The sequence below is a fragment of the Streptomyces sp. NPDC102462 genome (assembly GCF_044765425.1).
In the GTDB taxonomy this organism is placed as follows: domain Bacteria; phylum Actinomycetota; class Actinomycetes; order Streptomycetales; family Streptomycetaceae; genus Streptomyces.
Genome location: NZ_JBIWKB010000031.1, coordinates 25,651 through 49,530 on the forward strand (window position 1 = coordinate 25,651; position 23,880 = coordinate 49,530).

General features: G+C 71.1%; 22 protein-coding genes and 3 pseudogenes. 12 read left to right on the forward strand and 13 right to left on the reverse strand.

Going from position 1 to position 23,880, the window contains the following annotated elements:
• Positions 1 to 71 precede the first annotated feature (71 nt).
• Positions 72 to 914, reverse strand: coding sequence for a LuxR C-terminal-related transcriptional regulator (locus ACIRFL_RS25220; protein ID WP_404032445.1), 843 nt, complete (start codon positions 912 to 914; stop codon positions 72 to 74).
• A 647-nt stretch (positions 915 to 1,561) separates the two neighbouring features.
• On the opposite strand from ACIRFL_RS25220, the gene ACIRFL_RS25225 reads away from it, so the two are divergent.
• The gene (locus ACIRFL_RS25225) at positions 1,562 to 3,103 is read left to right on the forward strand and encodes an AMP-binding protein (protein WP_404032448.1); all 1,542 of its coding nucleotides are present in this window, start codon (positions 1,562 to 1,564) and stop codon (positions 3,101 to 3,103) included.
• 235 nt (positions 3,104 to 3,338) lie between these two features.
• On the opposite strand, the pseudogene ACIRFL_RS25230 reads toward ACIRFL_RS25225, so the two are convergent.
• Together ACIRFL_RS25230 and ACIRFL_RS25235 are read right to left on the reverse strand one after the other, a co-directional pair.
• A pseudogene (locus ACIRFL_RS25230) lies at positions 3,339 to 3,860 on the reverse strand (hypothetical protein); the annotation flags it as partial.
• A gap of 191 nt (positions 3,861 to 4,051) precedes the next feature.
• Positions 4,052 to 4,303: a hypothetical protein gene (locus ACIRFL_RS25235; RefSeq protein ID WP_404032451.1), complete on the reverse strand. Its 252-nt coding sequence runs from the start codon at positions 4,301 to 4,303 to the stop codon at positions 4,052 to 4,054.
• A 627-nt stretch (positions 4,304 to 4,930) separates the two neighbouring features.
• Between ACIRFL_RS25235 and ACIRFL_RS25240 the strand changes: the two genes are divergently transcribed.
• Entirely contained in the window at positions 4,931 to 5,197 is a 267-nt protein-coding gene (locus tag ACIRFL_RS25240) for a WhiB family transcriptional regulator (RefSeq protein WP_404032453.1), read from the forward strand.
• A gap of 141 nt (positions 5,198 to 5,338) precedes the next feature.
• Complete coding sequence (locus ACIRFL_RS25245; protein ID WP_404032456.1) at positions 5,339 to 5,800, forward strand: cupin domain-containing protein; 462 nt, start codon at positions 5,339 to 5,341, stop codon at positions 5,798 to 5,800.
• A gap of 69 nt (positions 5,801 to 5,869) precedes the next feature.
• Here ACIRFL_RS25245 and ACIRFL_RS25250 read toward each other — a convergent pair.
• Positions 5,870 to 6,115: pseudogene (locus tag ACIRFL_RS25250) on the reverse strand (carboxymuconolactone decarboxylase family protein); the annotation flags it as partial.
• A gap of 267 nt (positions 6,116 to 6,382) precedes the next feature.
• Here ACIRFL_RS25250 and ACIRFL_RS25255 point away from each other — a divergent pair.
• The 4 genes from ACIRFL_RS25255 to ACIRFL_RS25270 all read left to right on the forward strand — a co-directional run bounded on the left by ACIRFL_RS25255 (position 6,383) and on the right by ACIRFL_RS25270 (position 9,481).
• A complete protein-coding gene (locus tag ACIRFL_RS25255; protein WP_404032458.1) occupies positions 6,383 to 7,171 on the forward strand; it encodes a DUF427 domain-containing protein in 789 nt (262 codons plus the stop codon).
• Between the two features lie 156 nt (positions 7,172 to 7,327).
• Positions 7,328 to 8,278: an alpha/beta hydrolase gene (locus ACIRFL_RS25260; RefSeq protein WP_404032461.1), complete on the forward strand. Its 951-nt coding sequence runs from the start codon at positions 7,328 to 7,330 to the stop codon at positions 8,276 to 8,278.
• Positions 8,279 to 8,339: 61 nt separating this feature from the next.
• On the forward strand, positions 8,340 to 8,477 hold the full coding sequence (locus ACIRFL_RS25265) for a hypothetical protein (protein WP_404032463.1): 138 nt from the start codon (positions 8,340 to 8,342) through the stop codon (positions 8,475 to 8,477).
• 146 nt (positions 8,478 to 8,623) lie between these two features.
• Positions 8,624 to 9,481 carry a helix-turn-helix transcriptional regulator gene (locus ACIRFL_RS25270; protein WP_404032466.1) on the forward strand — a complete coding sequence of 286 codons (858 nt, stop codon included), beginning with the start codon at positions 8,624 to 8,626 and terminating at the stop codon, positions 9,479 to 9,481.
• Positions 9,482 to 9,629: 148 nt separating this feature from the next.
• Here ACIRFL_RS25270 and ACIRFL_RS25275 read toward each other — a convergent pair whose 3' ends face one another.
• Complete coding sequence (locus ACIRFL_RS25275; RefSeq protein WP_404032469.1) at positions 9,630 to 10,742, reverse strand: hypothetical protein; 1,113 nt, start codon at positions 10,740 to 10,742, stop codon at positions 9,630 to 9,632.
• An 870-nt stretch (positions 10,743 to 11,612) separates the two neighbouring features.
• Positions 11,613 to 12,299 (reverse strand): annotated as a pseudogene (locus ACIRFL_RS25280) (hypothetical protein); the annotation flags it as partial.
• 261 nt (positions 12,300 to 12,560) lie between these two features.
• Here ACIRFL_RS25280 and ACIRFL_RS25285 point away from each other — a divergent pair.
• The gene (locus ACIRFL_RS25285; protein WP_404032472.1) at positions 12,561 to 13,496 is read left to right on the forward strand and encodes an SDR family oxidoreductase; all 936 of its coding nucleotides are present in this window, start codon (positions 12,561 to 12,563) and stop codon (positions 13,494 to 13,496) included.
• Positions 13,497 to 13,498: 2 nt separating this feature from the next.
• Here the strand turns inward: ACIRFL_RS25285 and ACIRFL_RS25290 are convergent, their stop codons facing one another.
• Together ACIRFL_RS25290 and ACIRFL_RS25295 are read right to left on the reverse strand one after the other, a co-directional pair.
• Positions 13,499 to 14,611: a sensor histidine kinase gene (locus ACIRFL_RS25290; RefSeq protein ID WP_404032475.1), complete on the reverse strand. Its 1,113-nt coding sequence runs from the start codon at positions 14,609 to 14,611 to the stop codon at positions 13,499 to 13,501.
• The gene (locus ACIRFL_RS25295) at positions 14,604 to 15,299 is read right to left on the reverse strand and encodes a response regulator transcription factor (RefSeq protein ID WP_404032478.1); all 696 of its coding nucleotides are present in this window, start codon (positions 15,297 to 15,299) and stop codon (positions 14,604 to 14,606) included. Before ACIRFL_RS25295 ends, ACIRFL_RS25290 begins: the two co-directional genes overlap by 8 nt.
• A 203-nt stretch (positions 15,300 to 15,502) precedes the next feature.
• Between ACIRFL_RS25295 and ACIRFL_RS25300 the strand changes: the two genes are divergently transcribed.
• On the forward strand, positions 15,503 to 16,579 hold the full coding sequence (locus ACIRFL_RS25300; RefSeq protein ID WP_404032481.1) for an endonuclease/exonuclease/phosphatase family protein: 1,077 nt from the start codon (positions 15,503 to 15,505) through the stop codon (positions 16,577 to 16,579).
• Between the two features lie 350 nt (positions 16,580 to 16,929).
• Here the strand turns inward: ACIRFL_RS25300 and ACIRFL_RS25305 are convergent, their stop codons facing one another.
• Positions 16,930 to 17,595, reverse strand: coding sequence for a hypothetical protein (locus tag ACIRFL_RS25305; RefSeq protein ID WP_404032483.1), 666 nt, complete (start codon positions 17,593 to 17,595; stop codon positions 16,930 to 16,932).
• Positions 17,596 to 17,828: 233 nt separating this feature from the next.
• Here ACIRFL_RS25305 and gcl point away from each other — a divergent pair, with 233 nt between their 5' ends.
• Positions 17,829 to 19,622, forward strand: coding sequence for a glyoxylate carboligase (gene gcl / locus ACIRFL_RS25310; RefSeq protein WP_404032486.1), 1,794 nt, complete (start codon positions 17,829 to 17,831; stop codon positions 19,620 to 19,622).
• Positions 19,623 to 19,835: 213 nt separating this feature from the next.
• Here the strand turns inward: gcl and ACIRFL_RS25315 are convergent, their stop codons facing one another.
• From ACIRFL_RS25315 to ACIRFL_RS25330, 4 genes are all read right to left on the reverse strand, one after another.
• Positions 19,836 to 20,402: a TIGR04222 domain-containing membrane protein gene (locus ACIRFL_RS25315; protein WP_404032488.1), complete on the reverse strand. Its 567-nt coding sequence runs from the start codon at positions 20,400 to 20,402 to the stop codon at positions 19,836 to 19,838.
• 166 nt (positions 20,403 to 20,568) lie between these two features.
• Entirely contained in the window at positions 20,569 to 20,805 is a 237-nt protein-coding gene (locus tag ACIRFL_RS25320; protein ID WP_404032491.1) for a hypothetical protein, read from the reverse strand.
• A 129-nt stretch (positions 20,806 to 20,934) separates the two neighbouring features.
• Positions 20,935 to 21,879: a 2-hydroxy-3-oxopropionate reductase gene (locus ACIRFL_RS25325; RefSeq protein WP_404032493.1), complete on the reverse strand. Its 945-nt coding sequence runs from the start codon at positions 21,877 to 21,879 to the stop codon at positions 20,935 to 20,937.
• Between the two features lie 40 nt (positions 21,880 to 21,919).
• A complete protein-coding gene (locus ACIRFL_RS25330; RefSeq protein WP_404032495.1) occupies positions 21,920 to 22,750 on the reverse strand; it encodes a TIM barrel protein in 831 nt (276 codons plus the stop codon).
• Positions 22,751 to 23,049: 299 nt separating this feature from the next.
• On the opposite strand from ACIRFL_RS25330, the gene ACIRFL_RS25335 reads away from it, so the two are divergent.
• Together ACIRFL_RS25335 and ACIRFL_RS25340 are read left to right on the forward strand one after the other, a co-directional pair.
• Positions 23,050 to 23,301: a hypothetical protein gene (locus ACIRFL_RS25335; protein ID WP_404032643.1), complete on the forward strand. Its 252-nt coding sequence runs from the start codon at positions 23,050 to 23,052 to the stop codon at positions 23,299 to 23,301.
• Positions 23,302 to 23,348: 47 nt separating this feature from the next.
• Positions 23,349 to 23,660, forward strand: a complete 312-nt coding sequence (locus ACIRFL_RS25340; protein WP_404032646.1) for a helix-turn-helix domain-containing protein — start codon at positions 23,349 to 23,351, stop codon at positions 23,658 to 23,660.
• Positions 23,661 to 23,880 lie beyond the last annotated feature (220 nt).

Consider the following 23,880-nt stretch of genomic DNA (forward strand, 5'->3'; position numbering starts at 1 on the left):
GGTGAGGGAAATAACAGCCCCTACGCGCGGGGAATTCAAAGATCCGTCCCAAGGAATGGACGGGCTCCCCGCTACGGCAGCAGTCCCGCACGGCGGGCCGCCGCCACCGACTCGCCACGCGTGTGGGTGCCCAGCTTGCGCATCGCCGAACGCAGATAGCCCTTGACCGTCTCGGGGCGCAGGCCCAGGCGGTCCGCCACGGCCGCGTTGGTCGCACCGGCGGCCACCCAGGCGAGGACGTCCAGTTCGCGCGGTGCGAGATGCGCTCCCCGCGCCGGCTCCGGCGCCGTCAACAACCCGCAGGCGGCCAGCAGTTCGGCCCGCAGCTCCGGGTCGGCGATCTTCGGTGCCAGGGCGCGCAGCGCGGCGTGGGCCTCGCGCACCTGCTCCCAGCCGGGGCCGCACGGACCGCGTCCACCGCCGGCCGGGAACTCCGGGCCGGCCGTCGCCAGCAGACCCCGCGCCTCTTCGTGCACCACGAGCGCCTGCTCCACGTCCCGGGCCGCGGCCACGGCCGCGTTCAGCGTGCGGTCGCCCAGCGGCTGCGCCGAGCGCAGCGCGCCGTACAGCACGCCCCGCACCCGCCGGCGCACCACCACCGGCACGGCGAGCACCGAACGCAGACCCTCGGCGGCCACCGGGACGTCGTACTCGTGGCTGATCTGCCGCGAGGACGAGTAGTCCGTCACGGCGCACGGCCGCGCGAGAGCCACCGCCTTGCCGCCGAGGCCGTTGCCGGAGGTCACCGCGAGCGCGCGCAGCGCCGGCGTGGACGTGCCGCTCAGTTCGCTGATGCGCATCCTTGACCGGCCGGCCTCCACCAGGCCGCCGAAGGCGACCGGCAGCCCGGTGACACGCCGCAGCCGGGCCAGGGCTCCGCTGATCTCGACCGCCCCCGCGACGTCCGCTGCCACCTGTTCGCCCCTTCGCCGCGGCCCTCGTGCGCTGCACACCCCCGTTCGGGGGTAGTGAGACCTGCATCACGGATTACACGATGCCAGAGGGCCGCCCGGCAATGGTCCGGCACCGACGGGAGCGAGTGAACAGGAGCGGCGGGTCAGGCGAGCGACCGGAGACACGCAGAAGCAGGGAGCACAGGATGACGACGGCGACGAAACTGTTCCGCCGTGCGCGCAAGGAGCACTCCGACCGGGCCCTGGACCACACCGGAGGGGCCCACGCGCGGCGGGGAACCGCTGATGCTCTGCTCCGCTCCGGCACACCCGCCCGCTCCGACCGGGTCGCTCGGAGAACGCACCGCCCGAGGCCGTCGTCGCGGGCGTGCCGCACAATCCCGAGGGCATCGAGCGGGTCGCCGGCCCCGGGGGCGTCACCCTCCGCGGTGGCTGCGGGCACGTCGAGGGCGCGGCGCACGTTTTCCGGTGCCTCGGGCAGTCGTTCAAGGCGGGCGCGCTGGGGCGGTCTCGCGTCGTTCACCACGTCCGTGTCATCCGTGTCGGTCGCGTGGGCCACGTGGTGATGGCGGCCGGAGCCGGGGGCGGAACGCGGGCCGTGGGGCGTGCGTGAGGGCAGGCTTGACCGAGAGGAGTGGAGGAGAGCGATGCGGGTTCCGATGACGATTGCGGACTTCCTGGACCGTGCGGAGCTGGGCTTCGCCGCCAGTGAGGGGGTGATCGACGAGCCGAGCCAGCCCGCGGCGCCGGTGCCGGTCTCGACGTACGGACGGCTGGGCGAACGCGTCAGGGCATGGCGGGCGGGGCTGGACGCGCTGGGCGTGGGGGAGGGCGAGCGGGTGGCGGTGGTCAGCCACAACTCGGCCCGGCTCCTGGAGCTGCTGTTCGCGGTGCCGATGAGCGGTCGGATCTGCGTACCGGTCAACTTCCGGCTGAAGGCGGAGGAGATCAAGTACGTGGTGCGGCAGAGCGGTGCCTCGGTGCTGCTGGTCGATCCCGAGGTCCGGGACACCGTGGCGGACATCAAGACGGATCACCGGTTCGTGCTGGGGGAGCAGACGGAGCACGAGCTGATGCGGTTCGGTGTGGAGCCGCGCCCGTGGTCGGAGCCGGACGAGGACGCCACCGCGACGATCAACTACACCTCCGGAACGACCGCGCGCCCCAAGGGAGTCCAGCTCACCCACCGCAACATCTGGGTGAACGGGCTGACCTTCGGCCTGCACACCCGGGCGTGGGAACGGGACGTGTATATGCACACGCTGCCGATGTTCCACTGCAACGGCTGGGGCATGCCGTTCGTGATGGCCGGGCTCGGCGTGAAACAGGTGGTGCTGCGGAAGGTGGACGGCGCGGAGATCCTGCGGCGGGTGGACGAGCACGGCGTGACGCTGATGTGCGGTGCGCCGGCGGTGTGGAACGCGGTGCTGGACGCGGCGGCGGGCTGGGAGGGTGAGGTCCCGGGCCGGGACCGGGTGCGGATCGTGTGTGCGGGGGCGCCGCCGCCCAGCCGGATGATCCAGCGCGTGGAGGAGAAGCTGGGCTGGGAGTTCACACAGATCTACGGGCTGACGGAGACCTCGCCGGTGCTGACGTTCAACCGGACGCGGCCCCAGGACGATGCGCTGCCGGCGCGGGAGCGGGCGCGGAAGCTGTCGCGGGCGGGGCTGCCGGCGCTGGGCGTGAGGCTCCGCGTCGCGGATTCAGGCGAGGTGCTGGCACGGTCGAACGTGGTTCTGGACGGCTACTGGGAGAAGCCGGAGGAGACGGCGGCGGTGCTGGAGGACGGATGGTTCCACACCGGGGACGGCGGGTCGATCGACGAGACGGACGGGCATCTGACGATCTCCGACCGGAGGAAGGACGTGATCATCACCGGGGGTGAGAACGTCTCCTCGATCGAGGTGGAGGACACGATCTTCAGTCATCCGGCGGTGGCCGAGGTGGCGGTCATCGGGGTGCCGGACGCCAAGTGGGGCGAGACGATCAAGGCGTTGGTGGTGCCGGCCGAGGGCGCCGACGTGTCGGAGGCGGAGATCATCGCGCACTGCAAGCAGCGCATGGCCGGCTACAAGGCCCCCACCTCGGTCGAGTTCCGGGACGCGATCCCGCGCACGGCGACGGGAAAGATCCAGAAGTTCAAGCTGCGCAAGCCGTACTGGGCGGGCCGCGACCGGGACGTCAACTGATCCTCGGCCGGCGACGCCGTCACGGGCTCTGCTCACTCCCGGGGACACCGTGAGCGCGGAGGAACGCGAGGACCGCGGCGCCGAACCGCGTGTGAGGAGCGTGGCGGCCCGCCCGGCCGGCCGGGCCGCCGCTCCTGAACGGTGTGACACATGCGCCCGGCGTGCGGCGGAGGGCAGCCGAGGACATCGGCGCAAGCGCGGCACCGCGTCGGCTCAGGATGTGACGGCGCGGTAAGAGACCGCGGCCGGCACGGCGGACGCGGGAGGTGCCGACGAGACGGTCGAGTGTGCTGCGGACCGCGTTGATGCTGCCACTGTCGGTGTCACGGCCCAGCGCGGAGGCGACATCCCGGGCACGGACGTCGACGTCTCCGACTTCCGCGAAGTACGCGAGGATCTGCTCGGTGAGCCTGCCGTACGTTTTCACGCCGCCGGCGTCGATGTCGCTGGGGCCGGCCGCCGCCCTGTTCTCGTCGGCGGCGTCCTCGGCCGGGTGTGCGGGTGCCGCATGTGGCGCGGGCACCGGCTCCACCGGCGCGGGCACATCCAGAACACCGGGTGCTGCCGATGCCGGAGCATACGCGGGCATGAGGGCCTGAAGGGCGCTGAGGGCCCGCTGTACGGAGCCGAGGTGAGCGGTGACCGCGGCCAGTTCCCTCTCCAGCGCCTGCTTCTGAACCTCCAGCCGAGCCAGCTCCTCCTGAAGGCTCTCGGCGGTGATCTCGATGTTGCGAGCCGTGGGGGTCACGGAGACCATGCGTTCCTCTCGTCCTCAACCCTTGTTCCGGCGGGGCCGCCCGATGCGCCGGCTCCGTCGCTCGGCCCAGCACCGAGGGGATGCCACCCGGACATCATTATGCAGCGGCCCGCGCCGGTCGAGAGCGGAGCGGGCGGCGGGCAGAGGAGACCGCCTGCCACGACGACGCACGGATCCGCCCGCGCGCTCCGTCAGGGACGGTACGTCGCCGAGTGATCGAGCCCGCTGCCGTCCCCCTCGCCCGAGCGCGGCTCGCCGTCGGCGGGCCCGGCCACCGAGCGTTGCAGTCGCCTCAGGGTCTCGGAGACCGCGTCGATGCGGGCGTCCACCGTGTCGATCGCTTCTCGGAGCAGGCTCAGCCGTCCCTCAAGCAGGGCGGCCTCCGTCGCGAGCGACGCGGTGACGGCGGCGGGTTCGGTCTGCCGGTCAGTGCTTCGGGGCATTGCCTCGTCCTTCCTCAGCTCGGGCAGGAAGCACATGGACGGGTTTCTCCCGGACAGCGATCGCTCGAACGCCTCGGCTGACGTGTGTGGCTGCCATGCTCGTCCTTCTTCGCTCCGGGCCCGGGCGGGAACCGCCCGAGCCGTCGACACCGCATTGACCGAGCAGTGGGGAGAGCTGTGACGGCCGTCGTGCGGGAGGAGCACGGCCTGTTGACGCAACACACCGTATTGCCATGGGATTGACGGAGGGCGGCGGAGCCGGACGAAAGTGTGTTGCGTTGCGGAGCTGTCACAGCCTTGGCCCGCGTCCGGTCTGGCATCACCCGATGGATGCCACGGGATGTGGCCCCGATGGGCTGACCACGAGGGCACGGTCGGTCCGCTGCGACGTCCTCGGCCTCCACCGCACCGCCCAGCACGCGATGGGCGCTGCCGAACAGGCGTGGCCGTAGGTCTTGCCGGACCTGCGGGACGCGGGCGGTCCGTCGGGCCGATGTCACACGCGCGCCGATCGTTCGGTCTCTCACGTGAGAAGCGGGAGGTTATGACCCGCCGCTTTCTGTGCACTCCCTGACACGACGAGCCACCCCCCGAACCGGTATCCGTTCCTCACGCAGGAGGTGTTTCATGGATTGGCGCGTACGGGGCCTCTGCCTACGCGAAGACCCTGACCTCTTCTTCCCGATCGGCAGCGTCAACAGTGGTCCGGCAGCGCTACAGACGGACGAAGCGAAGGCCGTCTGCCGCCATTGCCCCGTGATGGAGCAGTGCTTGGCGTGGGCCCTCGACGCGGGCCCGGTCGAGGGGATCTGGGGCGGCACGACGGAAGGGGAGCGCCGTGCCCTGCGCCGGCGCACGGCGCGCGAACCGGCGGCGACGGAGGCCGCCGCCTGAGCGCGGCCGGCCGCCGCCCCTTGTCACAGATCCGCCGGACACCCGGTCAGAAGGACGAGCGGTCTTGACGACCGGACATGACCACCGCGACGGCGGACGACGTGCCGCCCTGGCACGGTGGAACACGGAAGGTGCGACCCAGTGTCGGAGAATGCACAGCACGCCCACCACGGCCACGACGGTCACGGAACCGGCGGCGAGCACGGTCCCAGCTGGACCCGAGCGGCCAAGATGCTCCAGGACGCCTCCCCGATCACCATTCCGGAGGGTGCCTCGGCGATGACCATCCACGTCGAGTGGGAGCCCGGTGACCCCGGCACCCCGCCGCACCGGCACTCCGGCCCGGCGTTCGGCTACGTCATCAAGGGCGCGGTCCGCTTCGAACTGGAGGGCGAGCCCGAGCGCGTCATCGGCCCCGGCGGCACCTTCTGGGAGCCGGGCGGCGACGCCATCCACTACCAGGACGGCAACGCCCTGGACGACGAACGGACCGAGTTCGTCGTCACCATGATGTGCGCCCCCGGCAAGCCCATGCTCGAACTGGTCGACGAGGCCGAGCTGAAGGAGCGCGCCCACCTGCGCGCCCCGCGGCCCACCGCCTGACCCTCGCGGCGGGGCCCGCGCGTCGACGGCTCCTGCGGGACACCAGCGGCGGCTCCGGCAGCCAGAACCGCCGGCGGGCTGCCGGTTGATGACGTTGATGACGGCGTCGTAGTGCTTCGCGGCGTTCGCCCATGCCTCGTCCGACACGCCGCCCGCGCCGTCAGCGATGCGCGTGCCCTGCTCGGTCAGCTCCAGCGCCGCACGCTCGGCGTCGGTGAAGACCGTGGCCTCGCGCCACACGGCCACCAGGTTCAGACGCTGCTGTTCCTCACCAGCGGCGACGGCGTCCTTGGTGTGCATTTCTTCACCAACTCCTGAGTGGCGACCGGGAGGGCTGCGGAACAGTCACAGCTCACTGACCGGGAGCCCCCGGGGTCTGTGACATGGACCGGCACGACACGGCGGCCTGGAACACCGTGTGACGACAACTTGTGTTCACGTCCTGCTCCCGGGTGCCGCCGGGCACAGCCGATAGCATCGAACGAGTAGGTGAGGGCCGTCGGCCCGAGTCGGCGCGGTCGTCCTGGGGCCGCGGACACCGGGCACGGCAAGCGCATCATCAGCGAACACAAGGTGATCACCATGGCGACCGAAAGTGTCCTGCACCCGAGTCTCATCGTCCCGATCGGACACGTCGAGCCCGTCCCCCGCCGCATCCGGGGACTGATCGGCGGCCGTGTCGCCTTCGACACCCGCCGCGCGCTGTACGTGTGGGAGTGGCAGGCGTACCCCCAGTTCAGCATCCCGGTCGAGGACCTGGTGGACGGCGTGCTCCACGACGACCAGCACACGGAGCAACTCGGTGCCGGCCCCGCGCACCGGCACACCCTGCGGGTCGGTCCGGAGGTCCGTGCGGGGGCGGCGTGGGTCTGGGGGGAGGGCGCCCCGGCGCCGCTGCGTGACACCGTGCGTTTCGAGTGGGAGGCGCTGGACTCCTGGTTCGAGGAGGACGAGCCGGTGTTCGTTCATCCCCGGAGCCCCTACTCCCGCGTGGACGCGCTGCGTTCCAGCAGCAACGTCCGAGTCGAGGTGGACGGTGTCGTGCTGGCGGACGCCCCCGATTGCGTGAAGCTGTTCGAGACCGGCCTGCCGACCCGCTACTACCTCGACCGCACGCACATCGACTGGACCCGGCTGCGGCACTCGGACACGGTGACCCGATGCCCGTACAAGGGGACGACGAGCAGCTACTGGTCGTTCGACAGCGACACCGCCTCCCACGAGGACATCGCCTGGACGTACGACTTCCCGACCATCCACGCCCACCGCATCGCCGGGCTGACCGCCTTCTACAACGAGCATGTCGATCTGTACGTCGACGGCTTCCTGCTGCCGAGGCCCACCGACCCCACCCGGGTGACCGCTGACTAGTACGCCGGCAGCGTTTCGCCCACCGGCCCGGTCAGCGGCTTCGTCGGGCGGAGAGATTTCCGTGCCGTTTCCCCCGGTGCGTCACACATTGGCTCCCGGCCCGGTCTCAAGAGGTGGAGAGCCTTCCCGAACCCACCACCTCTCAAGGAGCACGCCGTGAGCGACATCGTTCTCGAACCCGCCGCGCAGGAGTTCGCCGACGCGACCGCCAAGCCGCCACTGCTGTACGAACTCGGTGTCGAGCGTGCCCGCAAGCTGCTCGACGACGTTCAGTCCGGACCGGTCGGGAAGCCCGACGTGGACGAGAAGTGGATCACCGTCCCCGCCCGGGTCGGCGACGTGCGGGTGCGCATCGTCAAGCCCGTCGGCAGCACCGGTGTCCTGCCCGTGATCCTCTACGTGCACGGCGGCGGCTGGATTCTCGGCAACGCCGGCACCCACGACCGACTGGTACGTGAACTGGCCGTGGGCGCGAAGGCGGCCCTGGTCTTCGTCGAGTACGACCGCTCGCCCGAGGCGAAGTACCCCGTCGCCATCGAGCAGGCGTACGCCACCGCCCAGTGGGTCACCACCAAGGGCACCGAAGAGGGCCTGGACGGCTCCCGCATGGTCGTCGCCGGTGACTCCGTCGGCGGCAACATGAGCGCCGCCCTCACCCACATGGCCAAGCAGCGCGGCGACGTGACCTTCCTGCACCAGTCGCTGTACTACCCGGTCACCGACGCGGGCCAGGACACCGAGAGCTACCGGACCTTCGCCCACGGACCGCACCTGACGGCCAAGGCCATGGAGTGGTTCTGGAACGCCTACACCACCGACCCGGCCGAGCGGAACCAGATCACGGCCTCCCCGCTGCGCGCGACCCTGGAAGACCTCCGGGGGCTGCCGCCGGCGTTCGTCGCGGTCGACGAGAACGACGTACTGCGCGACGAGGGCGAAGCGTACGCCCGCAAGTTGGTCCAGGCCGGCGTGCCGACCACGAGCGTCCGCTACAACGCCAGCCTGCACGACTTCATGATGCTGAACCCGGTTCGCGGAACCCAGGCATCCACCGCGGCGATCGAGCAGGCCACCCACGTCCTGCGCAAGGCCCTCGGCACCGACTGATCCCTCGCGCGAGGCAGTTCCGCGAAGAATCGGCGGCGACGCGCAGAAGTACGTGGCCCGCATGGTGACGCGGCACATCGCCGACAGCGCGGGCGCCGCCGAGGCAGCGCACGACGTCAGGTTCGGCCGATGGCTGGGCGCCCTGATCGCCATGGTGACGTTCGTGTGCACGGCAGTCGTCGTGGGATCCGTGGCCTGACGCAACGCCGCGTCGCCGGACTGCCACAACGGAGCCGCCGCAAGGATGCTTTCCCACGATCCGTGATGACCCGGTGCTGCACACTGTTCCGGGGAATGAGGTGCCCGGGCCGCACTGTTCACAACGTCGACGGAGAAAGGACGACCATGGCAGACCGGGCGGCACTGGCAGCCTTCCTGCGGGCGCGCCGCGAGGCCCTTCAGCCGGAGGACGTCGGGTTGCCCCGCGGCCGTCGCAGGCGTACCGGAGGGCTGCGCCGCGAGGAGGTCGCGGCGCTCTGCGACATGTCGGTGGACTACTACAGCCGGCTTGAGCAGCCGCGAGGTCCCCACCCCTCGGAACAGATGCTCGCCGCGATGGCCCGCGGACTGCGCCTGTCACTGGAGGAGCGCGACCTCCTCTTCCAGCTCGCCGGTCACGCCCTGCCGCAGCGCGCGCGGCGCGGCGACCACATCGATCCGGGGATGATGCGCATCCTGGACCGGCTTGCGGACACCCCCGCCCAGGTGATGAACCACCTGGGCGAGACGCTGCAGCAGACGCGCCCGGCGGTGGCGCTGCTGGGTGACCAGACGGTCCACACCGGACTGGCGCGCAGTGCCCATTACCGCTGGTTCACCGACCCGGGCTCCCGCCTGGTCCACCCCGAGGACGACCACGCCGAGCAGAGCCGGCTGATGGTCGCGGACCTCCACGGCGCCTACACCCGCGACGGCAGCGACTCGCGTGCCGCCGAACTGGTGGACGCGCTGAACAGGGAGAGCCCCGAGTTCGCCGGCATCTGGCGTGCGCGCCCCGTGCTCGGGCCCTACTGCGTTACCAAACGCTTCCGGCACCCGCAGATCGGGACGCTGGAACTGCACTGCCAGACGTTGGTCGACCCCGACCAGTCCCAGCGGCTCGTGGTCTACACCGCGACACCCGGCACCGAGAGCCACACCAGCCTCCGACTGCTGTCCCTCCTGCCGATCACCCAGGGGACGCCCGTACCGGGCGGTACGTGAGGTCGCCGAACCGGCGCTGTACGGGCCCGCCCTGATCCCGCTGGTCGAGACGTGTGCCGTAGCGCCCCGGGTAGTGGTGCGCCCCGAACGCACGGGTGGTGGTCCACCGCGCGCAGGCACGTCTCGACGGGACGTGCGTCTGAAGCGGTTACCACCAAGTGGCGGTGCAGCCGCTCTTGGCGGTGGCGTTGCCCTCACAGAGTTTCACATCGAGCACCGTGTCCAGGTCGACGGTGACGTAGGCCGATTCGCCGCGAGGAACGCCGGCCGGGGGGACGTAGCGGACGCCGGAGGAGGTGCGCACCGCGAGCACGGACGAGAAGAACGGGCTGCTCGAGTTCGTCACGATCTTCGCCTTCGCGGTCCAGCCGATGTCCGACTGGTACTTGGTCACGTACGCGGTCGCCCCGGCCCGCGCGGTGGTGACGGCCTTGGTGCCCGTGTACACCACGGGGAACATCGCGTTGGTGGTCAGGAACGGACTCTTGGCGACGTTTGATTCGGGGTGGTTGGCCAGCCAGGTCCCGGCGGGCGGATCGGTGCTGAAGTAATCGTCGTTGTTGCAGTCCACGTCGTCCCCGAAGCCCTTGGGGCACAGCTCCTGGAGCGGATACGTGCTGGGCTCGTCGTCCTCGTCATAGCACATGATGTCCTGGTCGTCCCAGCAGTGGCCGGCGGGCGTGCCATGGGGCGCGTTCGGGCTGACGGCGCCCAGCGTGTGCAGGAGCTCGTGCCCGGCCGAGTTCCAGGACCAGCAGCCCGAGCCGACCATGGCGTACGAGGGGCCGGCGTTGAGCGTGCCCTCGCGTGCCAGGCCGCAGAACGCGGCTGTCTGCACAAAGGCCAGGTACTTGCGGTCGGTTCTGTTGTACCCGGTCGATTTCAGGTCCCGCATCACGGCGTCGAAGTCCATGATGTTGGTGGTGGACGAGAGGGTCACGTTGGCGACGGCGATCGAGCAGTCCGCGTTGCGGACGTAGCGAACCGCGAGTGCTCCGCCCGTCTTCAACGCCGACTGGTTGATGCCGCCGCTTATCCGGTTGGCCATCGTCCTTATCTCAGGGGCCATTTCGGCGTAGCGGTCGGCGCCTGCGGGCGAACGCACGTAGAGGGCCTGGACCCTCTTCGTGCCGGAGTCGTCTTCCGGGCAGGCGGCGGCCCGCGGGGCTGCCTCGGCGGCGGCGGTGGAGGACGGCACGATGGCGGCGGTCAGCGCCAGCACCGCGCCCAACAGCACTGGCAGTAATCTCGTTCTCTTCATGAGGTTCCCTCGGTGAGCCGTGATGTGTCGTGGAGCGATGAGCCCGCGTATGGGGCGCGCTCCACGGTGGCGTCACGACCATGGCGAAACCTTGGGAAAGCCTTGAACCGCGGGAGTTTCCCGGGGGCTCGGGCGGCCTGCTCCGAGCCCCCGGGACGGTCAGTTGACGGCCAGGACCGCCGTGTTGTTCGTGGGGTCCGGGTCGAAGTCGAAGGGGTACTGGCCGAACTCGCCGAACGCGGGGTGGATGCTCACGGCGCCGGTCGCGCCGGGCACCACGGTGTCGATGCGCACGGAGAACGCGAACGTGCGCTGCGTGTCCTCCAGCACCCAGTACCGCAAGTCGCAGTCGTAGCGCGGGGCGCCCGTCCGCTGCGGGTAGTAGCCGCCGCTGAGGGTGTGCGGGTAGCAGCCGGACGGCACGCCGGTGACCGTGGTGCCCTCGGGCACGATCAGCCGGACCTCGGCGACCGGGTCGCCGGAGCCGAGGTTGCCGAACCAGGCCGGGCCGTTGTTCTTGAACGTGAGCTCGGCCGTGGCCGTCTCGCCCGCCGCGCCGGAGACGGCGTCACCGGTCACGGAGAAGTCCGCGGTGTTCTCCGCGCCGATCTGGAGGACCGTGTAGTCGTTCTGGTAGTCGATGTCCTGGGCTCCGTCGCCCGGCTCGACGTCGATGTCGAGCCGCTCGTTCAGCGCGTGCGGGGCGAGCCGCACCGTCAGCGGCTCGGGCAGCTCGAAGGAGTCGCCAGGCGCCAGCACCTGGTCGAACGCGCAGATCGCCTTGTTCGACGGTGCGTAGTCGTCGCCGTCCGTCGTGGTGTAGGTGCAGGCGTCGTACCGGGTCAGATCCGTCAGGCCGTACGAGGCGTACAGCTTGACGGTGAACCCGTTCGCGCTCTCGTTGCCGTTGTTGGTGACCTTGAACGGGATCGTCCGCTCGTCGCCGGGCCGACCGTCCTCGATGTCCGCGACGGGGGCGATGACGAGGTCGGGCCCGGAGCCGACGGTGAGCGTGGTCTCGAAGCTCTCGTGCGGAGCGGTCAGCGTGCCTTCGGGCCCGCCGGTGGCCGTCGCCTCGTAGGTGATCCTGCCCTGCGTGCCGACGGGGGCGCCGTCGGCCGCGCGCACCGTGAGGAACACCTGGTCTTCGTAGTCGGCCCCGATCGCGGGCACCACGGGGATGTCGCACACCGCGCTCGTGCCGCTCGGCACGCAGTTGTCGGGCCAGGTCACCTCGGCGACCCCGGCGACGTCGGAGACGTCGACGGTGAGCCTGCCGTCGGTCACCGTGAAGTTCTCGTTGTCGTGGTAGATGCCGATGCCGAGGGTGCGGGACTGCGGCTCACCGCCGTCGGTGCCGACCGGCAGCGTCTGCTCGTACGGCGGGTTGATCCACAACTGGTCGGTCTGCGGCGGGTCGTCGTCGGCGTACGCGGGCGCGGCGAGGCCGGCGGTCAGCAGACCGGCCGCCACCGCCGCGGCGGCGCCGGATCTGAGACGTAACGGGCGTTTGGCAGAGAACAGTCTCATTGCTACCCCCCAAGGGTGTGGTGACATGACTCACGCGCCGGCGGCCCCGGCGCACCGGAGGGATCATCACACGGCGGGGGATCCCGCCGCGCCCCGGTTTTCCGCCTCCCGTGCTGCCGGCCCGCTCCCGCCACGCCCCCGTCCGCTGTGGCTAGGCCGTTTCGGTGGCGTCCGTAAGTCGGACAAAGAAATGCGACACACCCTGTCGGGTTTTTGGTCGAGCATCGTGTCACCGGTCGGCGTCGATGGTGGACGCGGACCAGACCGTACCGACAGAGAAGGACCTTCATGGGATCGCTGCCCGACACATCGACACCCGACCTCCGCGGAAAGATCGCGCTGGTCGCAGGGGCCACGCGGGGTGCCGGGCGCGGCATCGCCGTCCAGCTGGGCGCGGCGGGTGCGACGGTCTACGTCACTGGCCGCACGACTCCCGAACGACGCTCGGAGTACGACCGGCCCGAGACCATCGCGGAGACCGCGGAACGCGTCACCGCCGCGGGCGGAACCGGCATCGCGGTGCCGACCGACCACCTGGTGCCCGAGCAGGTACGTGCGCTGGCCGAGCGCGTCGACGCCGAACAGGGGCGGCTCGACGTGCTGGTCAACAATGTCTGGGGCGGCGAGCGGCTGTTCGAGTTCGAGAAGCCCGTGTGGGAGCACGACCTCGACAACGGACTGCGACTGCTCCGGCTGGGCGTGGAGACCCACGCGATCAGCAGCCACTTCCTGCTTCCGCTGCTGGTGCGGCGCCCGGGCGGCCTCGTGGTCGAGATGACCGACGGCACGGCCGCGTACAACGCGGAGAACTATCGCAACTCGTACTTCTACGACCTGGTCAAGAACAGCGTGCTGCGCATGGCGTTCGTACTCGCACACGAGCTGAGGCCGCACGGCGGAACGGCGGTGGCGCTCAGCCCGGGCTGGCTGCGTTCGGAGATGATGCTCGACACGTTCGGCGTCACCGAGGAGAACTGGCGTGACGCGCTGACGACGGTGCCGCACTTCTGCATCTCGGAGAGCCCGGCGTACGTCGGACGCGCGGTCGCGGCACTGGCCGGCGACGCCGGTGTCGCCCGCTGGAACGGCCAGTCCCTGTCCAGCGGGCAGCTCGCACGGGAATACGGCTTCACCGATCTCGACGGCTCGCGCCCGGACTCCTGGCGCTACCTGGTCGAGGTCGTCGACGCCGGCAAGCCGGCCGACCCGACCGGGTACCGGTGACCTCACCTGCCGGTGTGCGGGGATGCCGCGGGTAGTTCCACGGTGATACGGAGCCCGCCGGCGGGGCGCGGGGTGACGGTGAGGGTGCCGTCGTGTGCCCGGGTGATGGACCTGACGATGGCCAGGCCGAGGCCGACGCCCGCGTGGTCGGTGTGAATGCGCTCGGTGCCGCGCTGGAAGGGTTCGGTGAGTGTCGAGGCCAGCTCAGGGGTGATCGGTTCGCCGGTGTTCTCGACGCTGAGCACCGCGGCCTTGGGGCGGACGGCGGTATGGACCCACACGGTGCCCTGTTCGGGCAGGTTGTGGACGATCGCGTTGTGCACGAGGTTCGTGGTCAGTTGCAGCAGGAGCGCCGGCGATCCGCTCGCGGGGGTGATGTCGCCGCTGGTCTCGATGCTCACGCCGTGCTTCTCCGCGAGGGGCAGGAGTGTTTCGGTGGCCTCTTCCGCCATGAGGGACAGGTCGACGGGTTCTCGGGTGAAGGACCGCTGGTCGGCGCGGCCGAGCAGGAGCAGTGCCTCGGTGAGGTCGATCGCTCGGGTGTTGACGGTGTGCAGGCGGTCGATGACCTCGCCGGTGTCGTGGTGCGGGTCGGCGCGGGCCAGATCGATGAGTGTCTTCGAGACGGCCAGCGGGGTGCGCAGCTCGTGCGAGGCGTTGGCCGCGAATCTCCGCTGTTCGGCGACGTGTGCTTCGAGCCGTGCGAGCATCGTGTCGAAGGCGTCGGCGAGTTCGCGGAACTCGTCCTTGCGGCCCGGCAGCCGGATGCGGTGGGAGAGCGATCCGTTCGTGGCCGCGCGGGTGGCGTCCGTGATGCGGGTCAGCGGGGCGAGCATGCGGCCGGCGAGGACCCACCCTCCCAGGAGGCCGAACACCAGCAGGAACGCCAGCACCGCGGCCGCCCTCGGAGCGAAAACCCCCAGGAGGGCGGACCGGACGGGAAAGACACCGTTCTCGGGTCTGTCATCGGGGTTGATGAGCATCGCACGGTCGGGAACGTACCGCAGGAGGAACACCCACACGGCCGCGAGCAGCAGGACGCCGGCCAGCATGAGGAATCCGGCGTAGCTGAGGGTGAGCCGGAGGCGGACGCTCAACCCGGGCGCTCTATCCACACGCGTCTCCCTCGTGCCCGGCCGCCGGCGGCGTGTCGATGCGGTAGCCGACACCCGGCACGGTGGCGATGATCCAGGGCTCGCCGAGCCGCTTGCGCAGTGCCGAGACGGTGATGCGCACGGCGTTGGTGAACGGGTCGGCGTTCTCGTCCCACGCGCGTTCCAGGAGTTCCTCGGCGCTGACGACACCGCCTTCGGCGGCGACGAGGACTTCCAGCACGGCGAACTGCTTCCTGGTCAGTGCGACGTAGCGGCCGTCCCGGTAGACCTCCCGGCGGAACGGGTCGAGGCGCAGGCCCGCGATCTCTCGCACGGGGGGCCTGTTGTGGGCGCGTCTGCGGTCGAGTGCCCTGAGCCTGAGCGCGAGTTCCTGGAGTTCGAAGGGTTTCGTGAGGTAGTCGTCGGCGCCGAGTTCGAACCCGGACACCTTGTCGTCGAGACGGTCGGCCGCGGTGAGCATGAGGATCGGCATGCCGCTGCCGGTGGCCACGATGCGTTCGGCGATCTCGTCACCGGACGGCCCGGGGATGTCGCGGTCGAGGACGGCGATGTCGTAGGTGTTGATGCCGAGCAGTTCCAGAGCGGTGTCACCGTCACCCGCGATGTCGGCCGCGATCGCCTCAAGGCGCAGGCCGTCGCGGATGGCCTCCGCCAGATACGGCTCGTCCTCGACGATCAGCACACGCATGCCGTCAAGGCTACGAGCCGGCGCATATCGCCGGCGTATCGAAAACCGCATACGCGCTGGTAACACGGCGCCGCATCGACTGGCGGCATGAAGAGAACACCACCATCGGCACCGACAAGGAGTCGCCGGTCCGTGCGGCTCATGGTGGTCGGCCCGCCAGAACCGAGGGCCGAGCGGTGACTGGCAGCGAACGAGGACAGACGATGACACGGGTGGACACGGCGGACACCGGGCAGGAAGGCGCCGGCCGCCGCGACACCGGCTTCGCCACCGGGCGCGCGCACATCCGCCGGGCACTCCGCTTCGCCACCGGGCCGGGGCCCTGGAAGCGCGGCCTTGTTCTCGCGGCGCTGGCGCTGCTGCTGGGCCTGCTCATGCTGCTGCATACGCAGATCACGGACCGCTGGGGCCTCGGCAGCCTGGTGGAGACCTTCCTGCCGTGGTTCGGCCTGTTCGTTCCGGTGTTGCTGGCCGGCGCGCTCTGGCGCCGCTCCGCCTCCGCGGTGGCCGCGCTGCTGCTGCCGGTCACGGTGTGGCTGAGCCTCTTCGGCGGGCTGCTCGGCGACAAGTCGCACTCGGGCAGCGACCTCACCGTGGCCAGCCACAACGTCGACGCCGACAACCCGGACCCGGCCGGCACCGCCCGTGACCTGGCCGTCTCCAAGGCGGACGTGCTGGCGCTCGAGGAGATCACCGCGCAGGCCAGGCCGGTGTACGAGAAGGGTCTGGCGAAGGCGTACCCGTATCACACGGTGCAGGGCACGGTCGGCCTGTGGAGCAAGCTGCCGCTGTCGGACACCCGGCCGGTCGACATCAAGATGGACTACGGGCCGCTGGCGGACACCAAGCCGGTCGACGTCAAGCTGTCCTACGCCCGGGCGCTGCGCACCACGGTGGTCACCGATCAGGGTCCGCTGGCGGTGTATGTGGCCCACCTGGGGTCCGTCCGGGTGTTTCCCCGGAACGGCTTCTGGACGGACAGCCGGGACCGCGGCGCGAAGGCGCTCGCCGAGGCCGTCGCCGCCGAGCCGATGGAGCGGGTGGTGCTGCTCGGCGACCTGAACGGCACCACGGACGACCGCGCGTTCGCCGGCATCACCTCGCGGCTGCGCTCGGTCCAGGACGCGGCCGGGGACGGCTTCGGCTTCAGCTGGCCGGCGAAGTTCCCGGTGGCACGGATCGACCAGATCCTGGTCCGCGGGGTGCAGCCGCGGAGTTCATGGGTGCTGCCGGCCACCGGCAGCGACCATCTGCCGGTGGCGGCCGGAATCAGCTGGTGAACAGCGGGCGAAGCCGCCGGATCCGTCCCGCGCCGCCCACAGGACCCGCCGGCGCCGACCACGGCACGCCCCGGCACCATCGGCCGGGACGCGCGGCCGGACGGGATCGCCGACGTCACCGATTCGAACGCGCCGAAAACCGCATACGTGCCGGCAACAACCTGTCACCTTGACCGGAGGCATGGCCTGCAGCGAACCAGCCCGAACAGCAGCCCGGAGCATCCGGCACCCGGCGCACATCAGCGCGCCGTGCGAGAACGCCGGCGTGCCCCATCTTCGTGAAGCTGGCCCGCTCGGGGTCGTCCTTCGGCGTCAGCAAGGTGTCCCGGAAAGACTCTCGGGGCGCTGGGCTAGTCGTTGTTCGTCGGGGTCAGCCTGGTGGCCGGGGGGTTGAGGGGGTGGGGGTTGCCTGTGGGGGGCAGGGTGAACAGGGGGATGCCCAGGGTGTCGGCGCGGTCGCGGGCGTCGGCGGCGTACCCGGCCAGGGAGAAGTGGACGCACGCCGCTGACTCCGCCATGGCGGTCAGCCACAGGCACTCCACGGCGCGCAGGGAGACCGGTCCGGCCGCCGGGTCGACCTGGGCCAGCAGGCCGCGTGCGGTGAGCCGGACGCCCGACGGCGGTCGCTGGTCGGCGCGCCGGATGTCCTGGTAGCCCAGCCAGCGCAGATAGAGCACGGCGTTGGTGACCGCGTCGCGCGCGGTGCGGATGGTCATGGGCCGGAAGTCGGCCCGGGGCCCGGGACCGGACGCCGTACCGCCCGCCGCCGGGATCCGCAGCACCGTCCCGCACGGGCACCCCAGTTCCGGTTGCGGCCACTGGTTGCCGCGCCCGCAGGCCGGGCAGCGCACGGTGATCCAGTCGTCGTCCCAGGCCCGGTGCGCGATCACCGTCGGTGTGCCGTCCGGATCCAGTGCGGGCGCGACCGGGGCGCCGCACGCGCAGGGGTAGGGCGGGGCGACATAGACGTGCTCGCGCCGGCAGGCCGGGCAGCGCACCGGCAGGCTCTCGGGCATGGCCCTCTCCCACCTTCTCAAAGGCGTCGTGTCGAGGCAGCGGTCCCATCCTGCTCCCGCCGGGCCCGCGTTGTCCGTCGCTTGACGACCTTTGACCCCCCGCCTACATTGATTTCAGATCGTAGAAACTGTTTTCCGCAGTACGGAATATGCTGAATGCGCGGAGTGTGTAGGCAGTGCTCGCCGCGGGGCGCGACGGGAGTACGCACCGACAGCCGAAGCAGGAGTACTCGATGGCTCGTATGACCGCTGCCCGCGCGGCAGTTGAGATCCTCAAACGCGAGGGCGTCACCGACGCCTTCGGCGTGCCGGGCGCCGCGATCAACCCCTTCTACGCGGCCCTGAAGTCCGCGGGCGGCATCACCCACACCCTCGCCCGCCATGTCGAGGGCGCCTCGCACATGGCCGAGGGATACACCCGCGCCAACGCCGGCAACATCGGTGTCTGCGTGGGCACGTCCGGCCCGGCCGGCACCGACATGATCACCGGCCTGTACTCGGCCATCGGCGACTCGGTGCCGATCCTGTGCATCACCGGCCAGGCCCCGACCGCGGTGATCCACAAGGAGGACTTCCAGGCCGTCGACATCGCCTCGATCGCCCGCCCGGTCACCAAGATGGCCGTCACGGTGCTGGAGGCAGCCCAGGTCCCGGGCGTCTTCCAGCAGGCGTTCCACCTGATGCGTTCCGGCCGTCCCGGCCCGGTCCTGATCGATCTGCCCGTGGACGTCCAGCTCGCCGAGATCGAGTTCGACCCCGAGACGTACGAGCCGCTGCCGGTCTACAAACCGGCCGCGACCCGCGCCCAGATCGAGAAGGCCCTCGCGCTGCTGAACGAGTCCGCGCGGCCGCTGATCGTCGCCGGCGGCGGTGTCATCACCGCGGACGCCTGCGAACTCCTCGTCGAATTCGCCGAGTTGACCGGCATCCCGGTGGTGCCCACGCTCATGGGCTGGGGCGTCATCCCCGACGACCACGAGCTGAACGCCGGCATGGTCGGACTGCAGACCTCGCACCGCTACGGCAACGCGACCTTCCTGGAGTCGGACTTCGTCCTCGGCATCGGCAACCGGTGGGCCAACCGCCACACCGGAAGGCTGGACGTCTACACGGTCGGACGGAGGTTCGTGCACGTCGACATCGAGCCCACCCAGCTCGGCCGGATCTTCGCGCCGGACTACGGCATCGCCTCCGACGCGAAGGCGGCCCTCACGCTGTTCGTGGAGGCCGCCGGGGAGTTGAAGGCGGCCGGCCGGCTGCCCGACCGCTCCGACTGGGCCGCCGCCGCGCAGGAGAGGCGGGCCGGGCTCCAGCGCCGTACGCACTTCGACGACATCCCGATCAAACCCCAGCGGGTCTACGAGGAGATGAACAGGGCCTTCGGGCCGGAGACCCGGTACGTCTCCACGATCGGCCTCTCGCAGATCGCCGGCGCCCAGATGCTGCACGTCTTCCGGCCGCGGCACTGGATCAACTGCGGTCAGGCGGGCCCGCTGGGCTGGACGGTGCCGGCGGCGCTCGGCGTCGCCCAGGCCGACCCGGAGGCGTCCGTCGTCGCGCTCTCCGGGGACTACGACTTCCAGTTCATGATCGAGGAACTGGCCGTCGGCGCCCAGCACAAGATCCCGTACGTCCATGTCCTGGTGAACAACTCCTACCTGGGCCTGATCCGCCAGGCGCAGCGCGCGTTCGACATCGACTTCGAGGTCAGGCTGGAGTTCGAGAACATCAACTCGCCGGAGCTGGGCGTGTACGGCGTCGACCACGTCAAGGTCGCCGAGGGCCTGGGGTGCAAGGCGATCCGGGTCACCGACCCGAACGAGCTGGGTGCGGCGTTCGAGCTGGCCAAGAAGCTCGCCGCCGAGCACCGGGTGCCGGTGGTGGTCGAGGCGATCCTGGAGCGTGTCACCGACATCTCGATGTCGGTGACCAACGACATCGGGGACGTGGTCGAGTTCGAGGAGACGGCTACCGAGCCCTGGCATGCGCCGACATCGATCCCTCCGCTTGGCGCTGCGCGGCGTTAGCGGGGGTGGCTACTCGGGCGCTGTGGTGGGGGGCGGTGGCCTGGTGCGGGTGTGTTGTGGCTGGGCGCGCAGTTCCCCGCGCCCCTTTGGGGCGCGGTTCCTGTGGTGGGTGTCTGGTGGAGGTGGCTATTCGTCGTTGTGGTTGAGGCGGTGGCCGGGTGTGGGTGTGTTGTGGCTGGGCGCGCAGTTCCCCGGGCCCCTTTGGGGCTGGGGTCATGCTGAGCCGCAGCTGAAGCCTCCTCCGCCGCTGCCCCAGGACTGGCGTAGCTCGCGTTCCGTGGTGCCGCCGCGGCCGACGAGGCCCGCCTCCCGGGCGAATCGGGGCGCCAGCTTGGTCAGGGCCGCGTCGCCGTGCACCGCGACCAGCAGCAGCTTGTCCTCGGCCGACAGGCCCGACCTGCGGGTCGGCAGCGGGTGCCGGGCGCGCAGTTCCTTCAGCAGGCGGCGCCCGGCACGGGTGCGGCCGGGCGGGAAGGCCCGCAGGAGACCGGCGGCGGTGAGGTCGCCGGCCAGCTCGGTCAGGGCCGTGCGCACCCCCTGCCGGTCCAGCAACTGCCGCATGCCCGCGGGCCGGTACAGCGCGGCGTGCACCGCTTTGGTGAGCGGCGCCCGGATCCGGCCGTCGGCCGGCCCCGACGCCTGCATCGTGCCGGCGCGGCCCGCGCCGACCGCGCCCCGCAGATGCAGATCGAGCACGGCCACCGTCACGGCGGCTCGGCGCCCGCCGCGTATCCGTGCGATCTCGTGCGGCTCCAGCGTCGTCGTGGAGTTGATGTCCATCGCGCACCCCCCGTGCGGGCGGGCCCGCCGCCCCCGTGCCGGCGGGCCCCGCGTGTCTGGAAGGTGCCCGCCGGCGGGGGTGGTCGAAGCATCGTGGGGCGCTGTTCAGAGGTTGATTTGAGGTTGGCGTAGCCCGGTTACGCCGGGATCGGTACGTGCCGCCGGGCTACGGTTCCGGCTCCGACAGTCCCGGCCAGTCCTCCGGTCCGCCGCCCAGCCACTCGACGAGATCGCTGTCCTCGACCTCGATCCGGTCCAGGTCGGCCATGCGCAGGATCTCGATCACGTCGTCCAGGTGCGAGGCGACGCCCAGCGTCACCTCGTCCTCGGTGACCCGCCGCGAGCCGTCCAGCGCCGGAGGGTGCACCACGATGTGCGGATGCTCGGTCGGTGGTTGCGTCATGACTTCAGCCTCCTGCGCACCGACGCGACCCGCACCCCGAGCCCATGACGTGGGTTCCGGGCGGCGTCGACGCCTGGGCGCGACGGGACAGATGTCGGCGGCGGCGCCGCCCGGAGGCCGGGGGCCGGCTCAGAGCCGGGCGCCCGACAGGCGCTCCACGCCCCGCAGCAGGGCCGAGTGGTCCAGGCCGCCGTCGCCCTGGGCGCGCAGGCCGGCGACGAGTTGGGCGACCACGGCGCCGACCGGCAGAACCGCGCCGACGGCCCGGGCCGCGTCCGTGACGATGCCCATGTCCTTGTGGTGCAGATCGATACGGAAGCCCGGCTTGAAGTCGCGGTTCAAGAACGCGTCCCTCTTGCGCGCCAGCACGGTGGAGCCCGCGAGCCCGCCGCCCAGCACCTCAAGCGCCGCCCCGAGGTCCACGCCCGACTTCTCCAGGAACACGACGGCCTCGGCGCACGCCTCGATGTTCACGGCGACGATCAGCTGATTGGCGGCCTTCACGGTCTGGCCCGAGCCGTGCGGGCCGCACCGCACGACGGTCCGGCCCAGCGCCTCGAAGACCGGCTTCGCGGCCTCGAAGTCCGCCTGCTCGCCGCCGACCATGATGGACAGCACGGCCTCGACCGCGCCGGCCTCCCCGCCGGAGACCGGGGCGTCCAGGACGCGGATGCCCTTCTCCCGCGCCGCCTTCGCCAGGTCGATCGAGGTCTGCGGGGTGATGGAGGACATGTCGATCAGCAGCGTGCCCGGCCGCGCGTTCTCCAGGATGCCGTCCGGGCCGTAGGCGACCGCCTCGACCTGTGGGGAGGCGGGCACCATCGTGATGACCACGTCCGCGTCCCGCACCGCCTCCGCGACCGAGCGGGCCGCGGTGCCGCCGGCGGCGGCGAGCCGGTCCAGCTTCTCCGGCTCCAGCGTGTAGCCGGTGACCCGGTACCCCGCCTTGATCAGGTTCTCGGACATGGGCGACCCCATGATGCCGAGGCCGATCCAGGCAACCGCCGGACGGGCGGAGGCCGCACGGGTGGACTCTGCGCGGGCGGCGGGGTCGGAATCCGCAAGGGTGCTCATGGCGAGGGGGCCTCTCTGCCGGAGGTGCGGTGTCGGGGGTTCAACGCGCTGCGCGCGGGAGCCAGTCGAACGCCTCGGCGCTCGGGCGGTCGCCCGGCGTGTACTCCAGGCCGACCCGGCCCTCGTAACCGGCCTTCCCCAGCCGGTCGAGAAGGTCCGCCAGGGGGAGCGAGCCGGTGCCCGGGGCGCCGCGGCCCGGGTTGTCGGCGATCTGCACATGACCGGTCCGCGTCGCGTAGCGCTCGATGACGGCGGGCAGGTCCTCACCGTTCATGGACAGGTGGTACAGATCCATGAGGAACCGGGCGTTGCCGAGGCCCGTCGCCTCGTTGACCCGGTCGACGACCTCGACCGCGGCCGGCGCCGACACCAGCGGATACCGCGGCGACTCGGTCCGGCTCAGCGCCTCGATCAGCAGGATCGCGCCGATCCGGTCGGCCGCGCGGGCCGCGAGCGCCAGGTTCTCCAGGGCCAGCGCGTCCTGCTCGGCCGGGTCCACGCCCGCGATCCGGTTGCCGTACAGGGCGTTGAGCGCCGTACAGCCGAGGGACGCGGCGAAGCCGGCGGCCACGCCGATGTTGGCGCGGAACCTGTCGGACTCCTCGCCGGGGACGGACAGCGCACCGCGGTCGGGGCCGGGGAGCCGGCCGGCGTAGAAGTTCAGGCCGGTGAGCCGGACACCCGCGTCCTCGATCGCCCCGCGCAGGCCGTCGAGCGCGGCGGGCCCGGGGGTGGCGGAGTCGGCCCATGGCCACCACAGCTCGACCTCGGAGAAGCCGGCCGCGGCGGCGGCTGCGGGACGCGCCAGGAGCGGGAGGTCCGTGAAGAGGATCGACAGGTTGACGGTGAAGCGCTGGTCTGCGAATCCCATCGGGGCCGCGCCCCCTTCCCTTGATTTCGCAATGTGGAAGTTAGTTTCTGTTTAATGGAAGGCTGCTACCCGTGGCGGGTGCTTGTCAAGGCTGGGGGTCGGTCGGCGACGCCCCAGGAAGGCCCGACCGTGATCGTGTGACGAGGGCCTGTGCAGCGCCGCTGATCGCCGCGGGGGAGTCGGTTAAGGTCGTGTCGGAGCGGCCGGGGTGCACCGGCGCCGCGATGACTCTGAACGTGTACAGCCATCTGCCCTGGGAGGAACGGGCCAGGGCGGCGGAGCCATGCCATGGGGGCACAGTGCGATTGCGAGTGGAGTTCACGACGGAACCCTTCGACCTCGACGAGGCTCCGGCGCACGCGGTGGTGGCCCGCGAGGTCATCGAGGCGGCCGAGCTGGACGCGGTGGACGTCGGCCCGTTCGGCAACACCGCGGAGGGCGCGGCCGACGCCGTGCTCGGTGCCGTGGACGCCCTGCTGCGCAAGTCGCTCGACGCCGGTGCCACGCGGATCTCGCTCCAGGTGAACGTGGTGAGGGAGGGCGGCAATTGACCGGGGACGACCCGTTCGTCGCGGCCGTGAAGCCGCTGGTCGACGCCATGGGCGGGCAGCTGGTGCCGCCGGACCTGGCCGGTCCCGACGATGTCGTGCTCACCTGGCAGGGCGTGGACGTGGTGGCCGTACGCCTGCCGCAGCTCGCCGACTCCCTGGAGCGCATCCTCGCCGCCATGGAACGCAAGCAGGGCAGGCCGCTGGCCGACCTGGACCGCAAGGCCAAACAGGAGGTCGTACGGGTGCTGGAGGCGCGCGGCGCCTTCTCGGTGCGGCACGGCGTGGAGACCGTCGCCGGCGCCCTGGGCGTGAGCCGTTTCACCGTCTACAACTACCTCAACCGCGAGAAAGAGACCTGATCGGGTCCTTGATCCAGGCCGCCGCCACACCCGAGCGACGGGCGGGTGTGCCCCGTAAGGGGCGCGGGGAACTGCGCGAGAAACCACGACGCTCCCGCACTTGAGCGACGGCGGGTGCGCCCTGTAAGGGGCGCGGGGAACTGCGCGAGAAACCACGACGCTCCCGCACTTGAGCGACGGCGGGTGCGCCCTGTAAGGGGCGCGGGGAACTGCGCGAGAA

Bases quoted from the DNA above. Each gene is read 5' to 3' on its own strand.
- ACIRFL_RS25225 (WP_404032448.1), top strand. From the start codon at position 1,562: ATGCGGGTTCCGATGACGATTGCGGACTTCCTGGACCGTGCGGAGCTG.
- ACIRFL_RS25235 (WP_404032451.1), bottom strand. From the start codon at position 4,303: ATGCCCCGAAGCACTGACCGGCAGACCGAACCCGCCGCCGTCACCGCG.
- ACIRFL_RS25240 (WP_404032453.1), top strand. From the start codon at position 4,931: ATGGATTGGCGCGTACGGGGCCTCTGCCTACGCGAAGACCCTGACCTC.
- ACIRFL_RS25255 (WP_404032458.1), top strand. From the start codon at position 6,383: ATGGCGACCGAAAGTGTCCTGCACCCGAGTCTCATCGTCCCGATCGGA.
- ACIRFL_RS25265 (WP_404032463.1), top strand. From the start codon at position 8,340: ATGGTGACGCGGCACATCGCCGACAGCGCGGGCGCCGCCGAGGCAGCG.
- ACIRFL_RS25270 (WP_404032466.1), top strand. From the start codon at position 8,624: ATGGCAGACCGGGCGGCACTGGCAGCCTTCCTGCGGGCGCGCCGCGAG.
- ACIRFL_RS25275 (WP_404032469.1), bottom strand. From the start codon at position 10,742: ATGAAGAGAACGAGATTACTGCCAGTGCTGTTGGGCGCGGTGCTGGCG.
- ACIRFL_RS25285 (WP_404032472.1), top strand. From the start codon at position 12,561: ATGGGATCGCTGCCCGACACATCGACACCCGACCTCCGCGGAAAGATC.
- ACIRFL_RS25295 (WP_404032478.1), bottom strand. From the start codon at position 15,299: ATGCGTGTGCTGATCGTCGAGGACGAGCCGTATCTGGCGGAGGCCATC.
- ACIRFL_RS25300 (WP_404032481.1), top strand. From the start codon at position 15,503: ATGACACGGGTGGACACGGCGGACACCGGGCAGGAAGGCGCCGGCCGC.
- ACIRFL_RS25305 (WP_404032483.1), bottom strand. From the start codon at position 17,595: ATGCCCGAGAGCCTGCCGGTGCGCTGCCCGGCCTGCCGGCGCGAGCAC.
- gcl (WP_404032486.1), top strand. From the start codon at position 17,829: ATGGCTCGTATGACCGCTGCCCGCGCGGCAGTTGAGATCCTCAAACGC.
- ACIRFL_RS25315 (WP_404032488.1), bottom strand. From the start codon at position 20,402: ATGGACATCAACTCCACGACGACGCTGGAGCCGCACGAGATCGCACGG.
- ACIRFL_RS25320 (WP_404032491.1), bottom strand. From the start codon at position 20,805: ATGACGCAACCACCGACCGAGCATCCGCACATCGTGGTGCACCCTCCG.
- ACIRFL_RS25325 (WP_404032493.1), bottom strand. From the start codon at position 21,879: ATGAGCACCCTTGCGGATTCCGACCCCGCCGCCCGCGCAGAGTCCACC.
- ACIRFL_RS25330 (WP_404032495.1), bottom strand. From the start codon at position 22,750: ATGGGATTCGCAGACCAGCGCTTCACCGTCAACCTGTCGATCCTCTTC.
- ACIRFL_RS25340 (WP_404032646.1), top strand. From the start codon at position 23,349: ATGGGCGGGCAGCTGGTGCCGCCGGACCTGGCCGGTCCCGACGATGTC.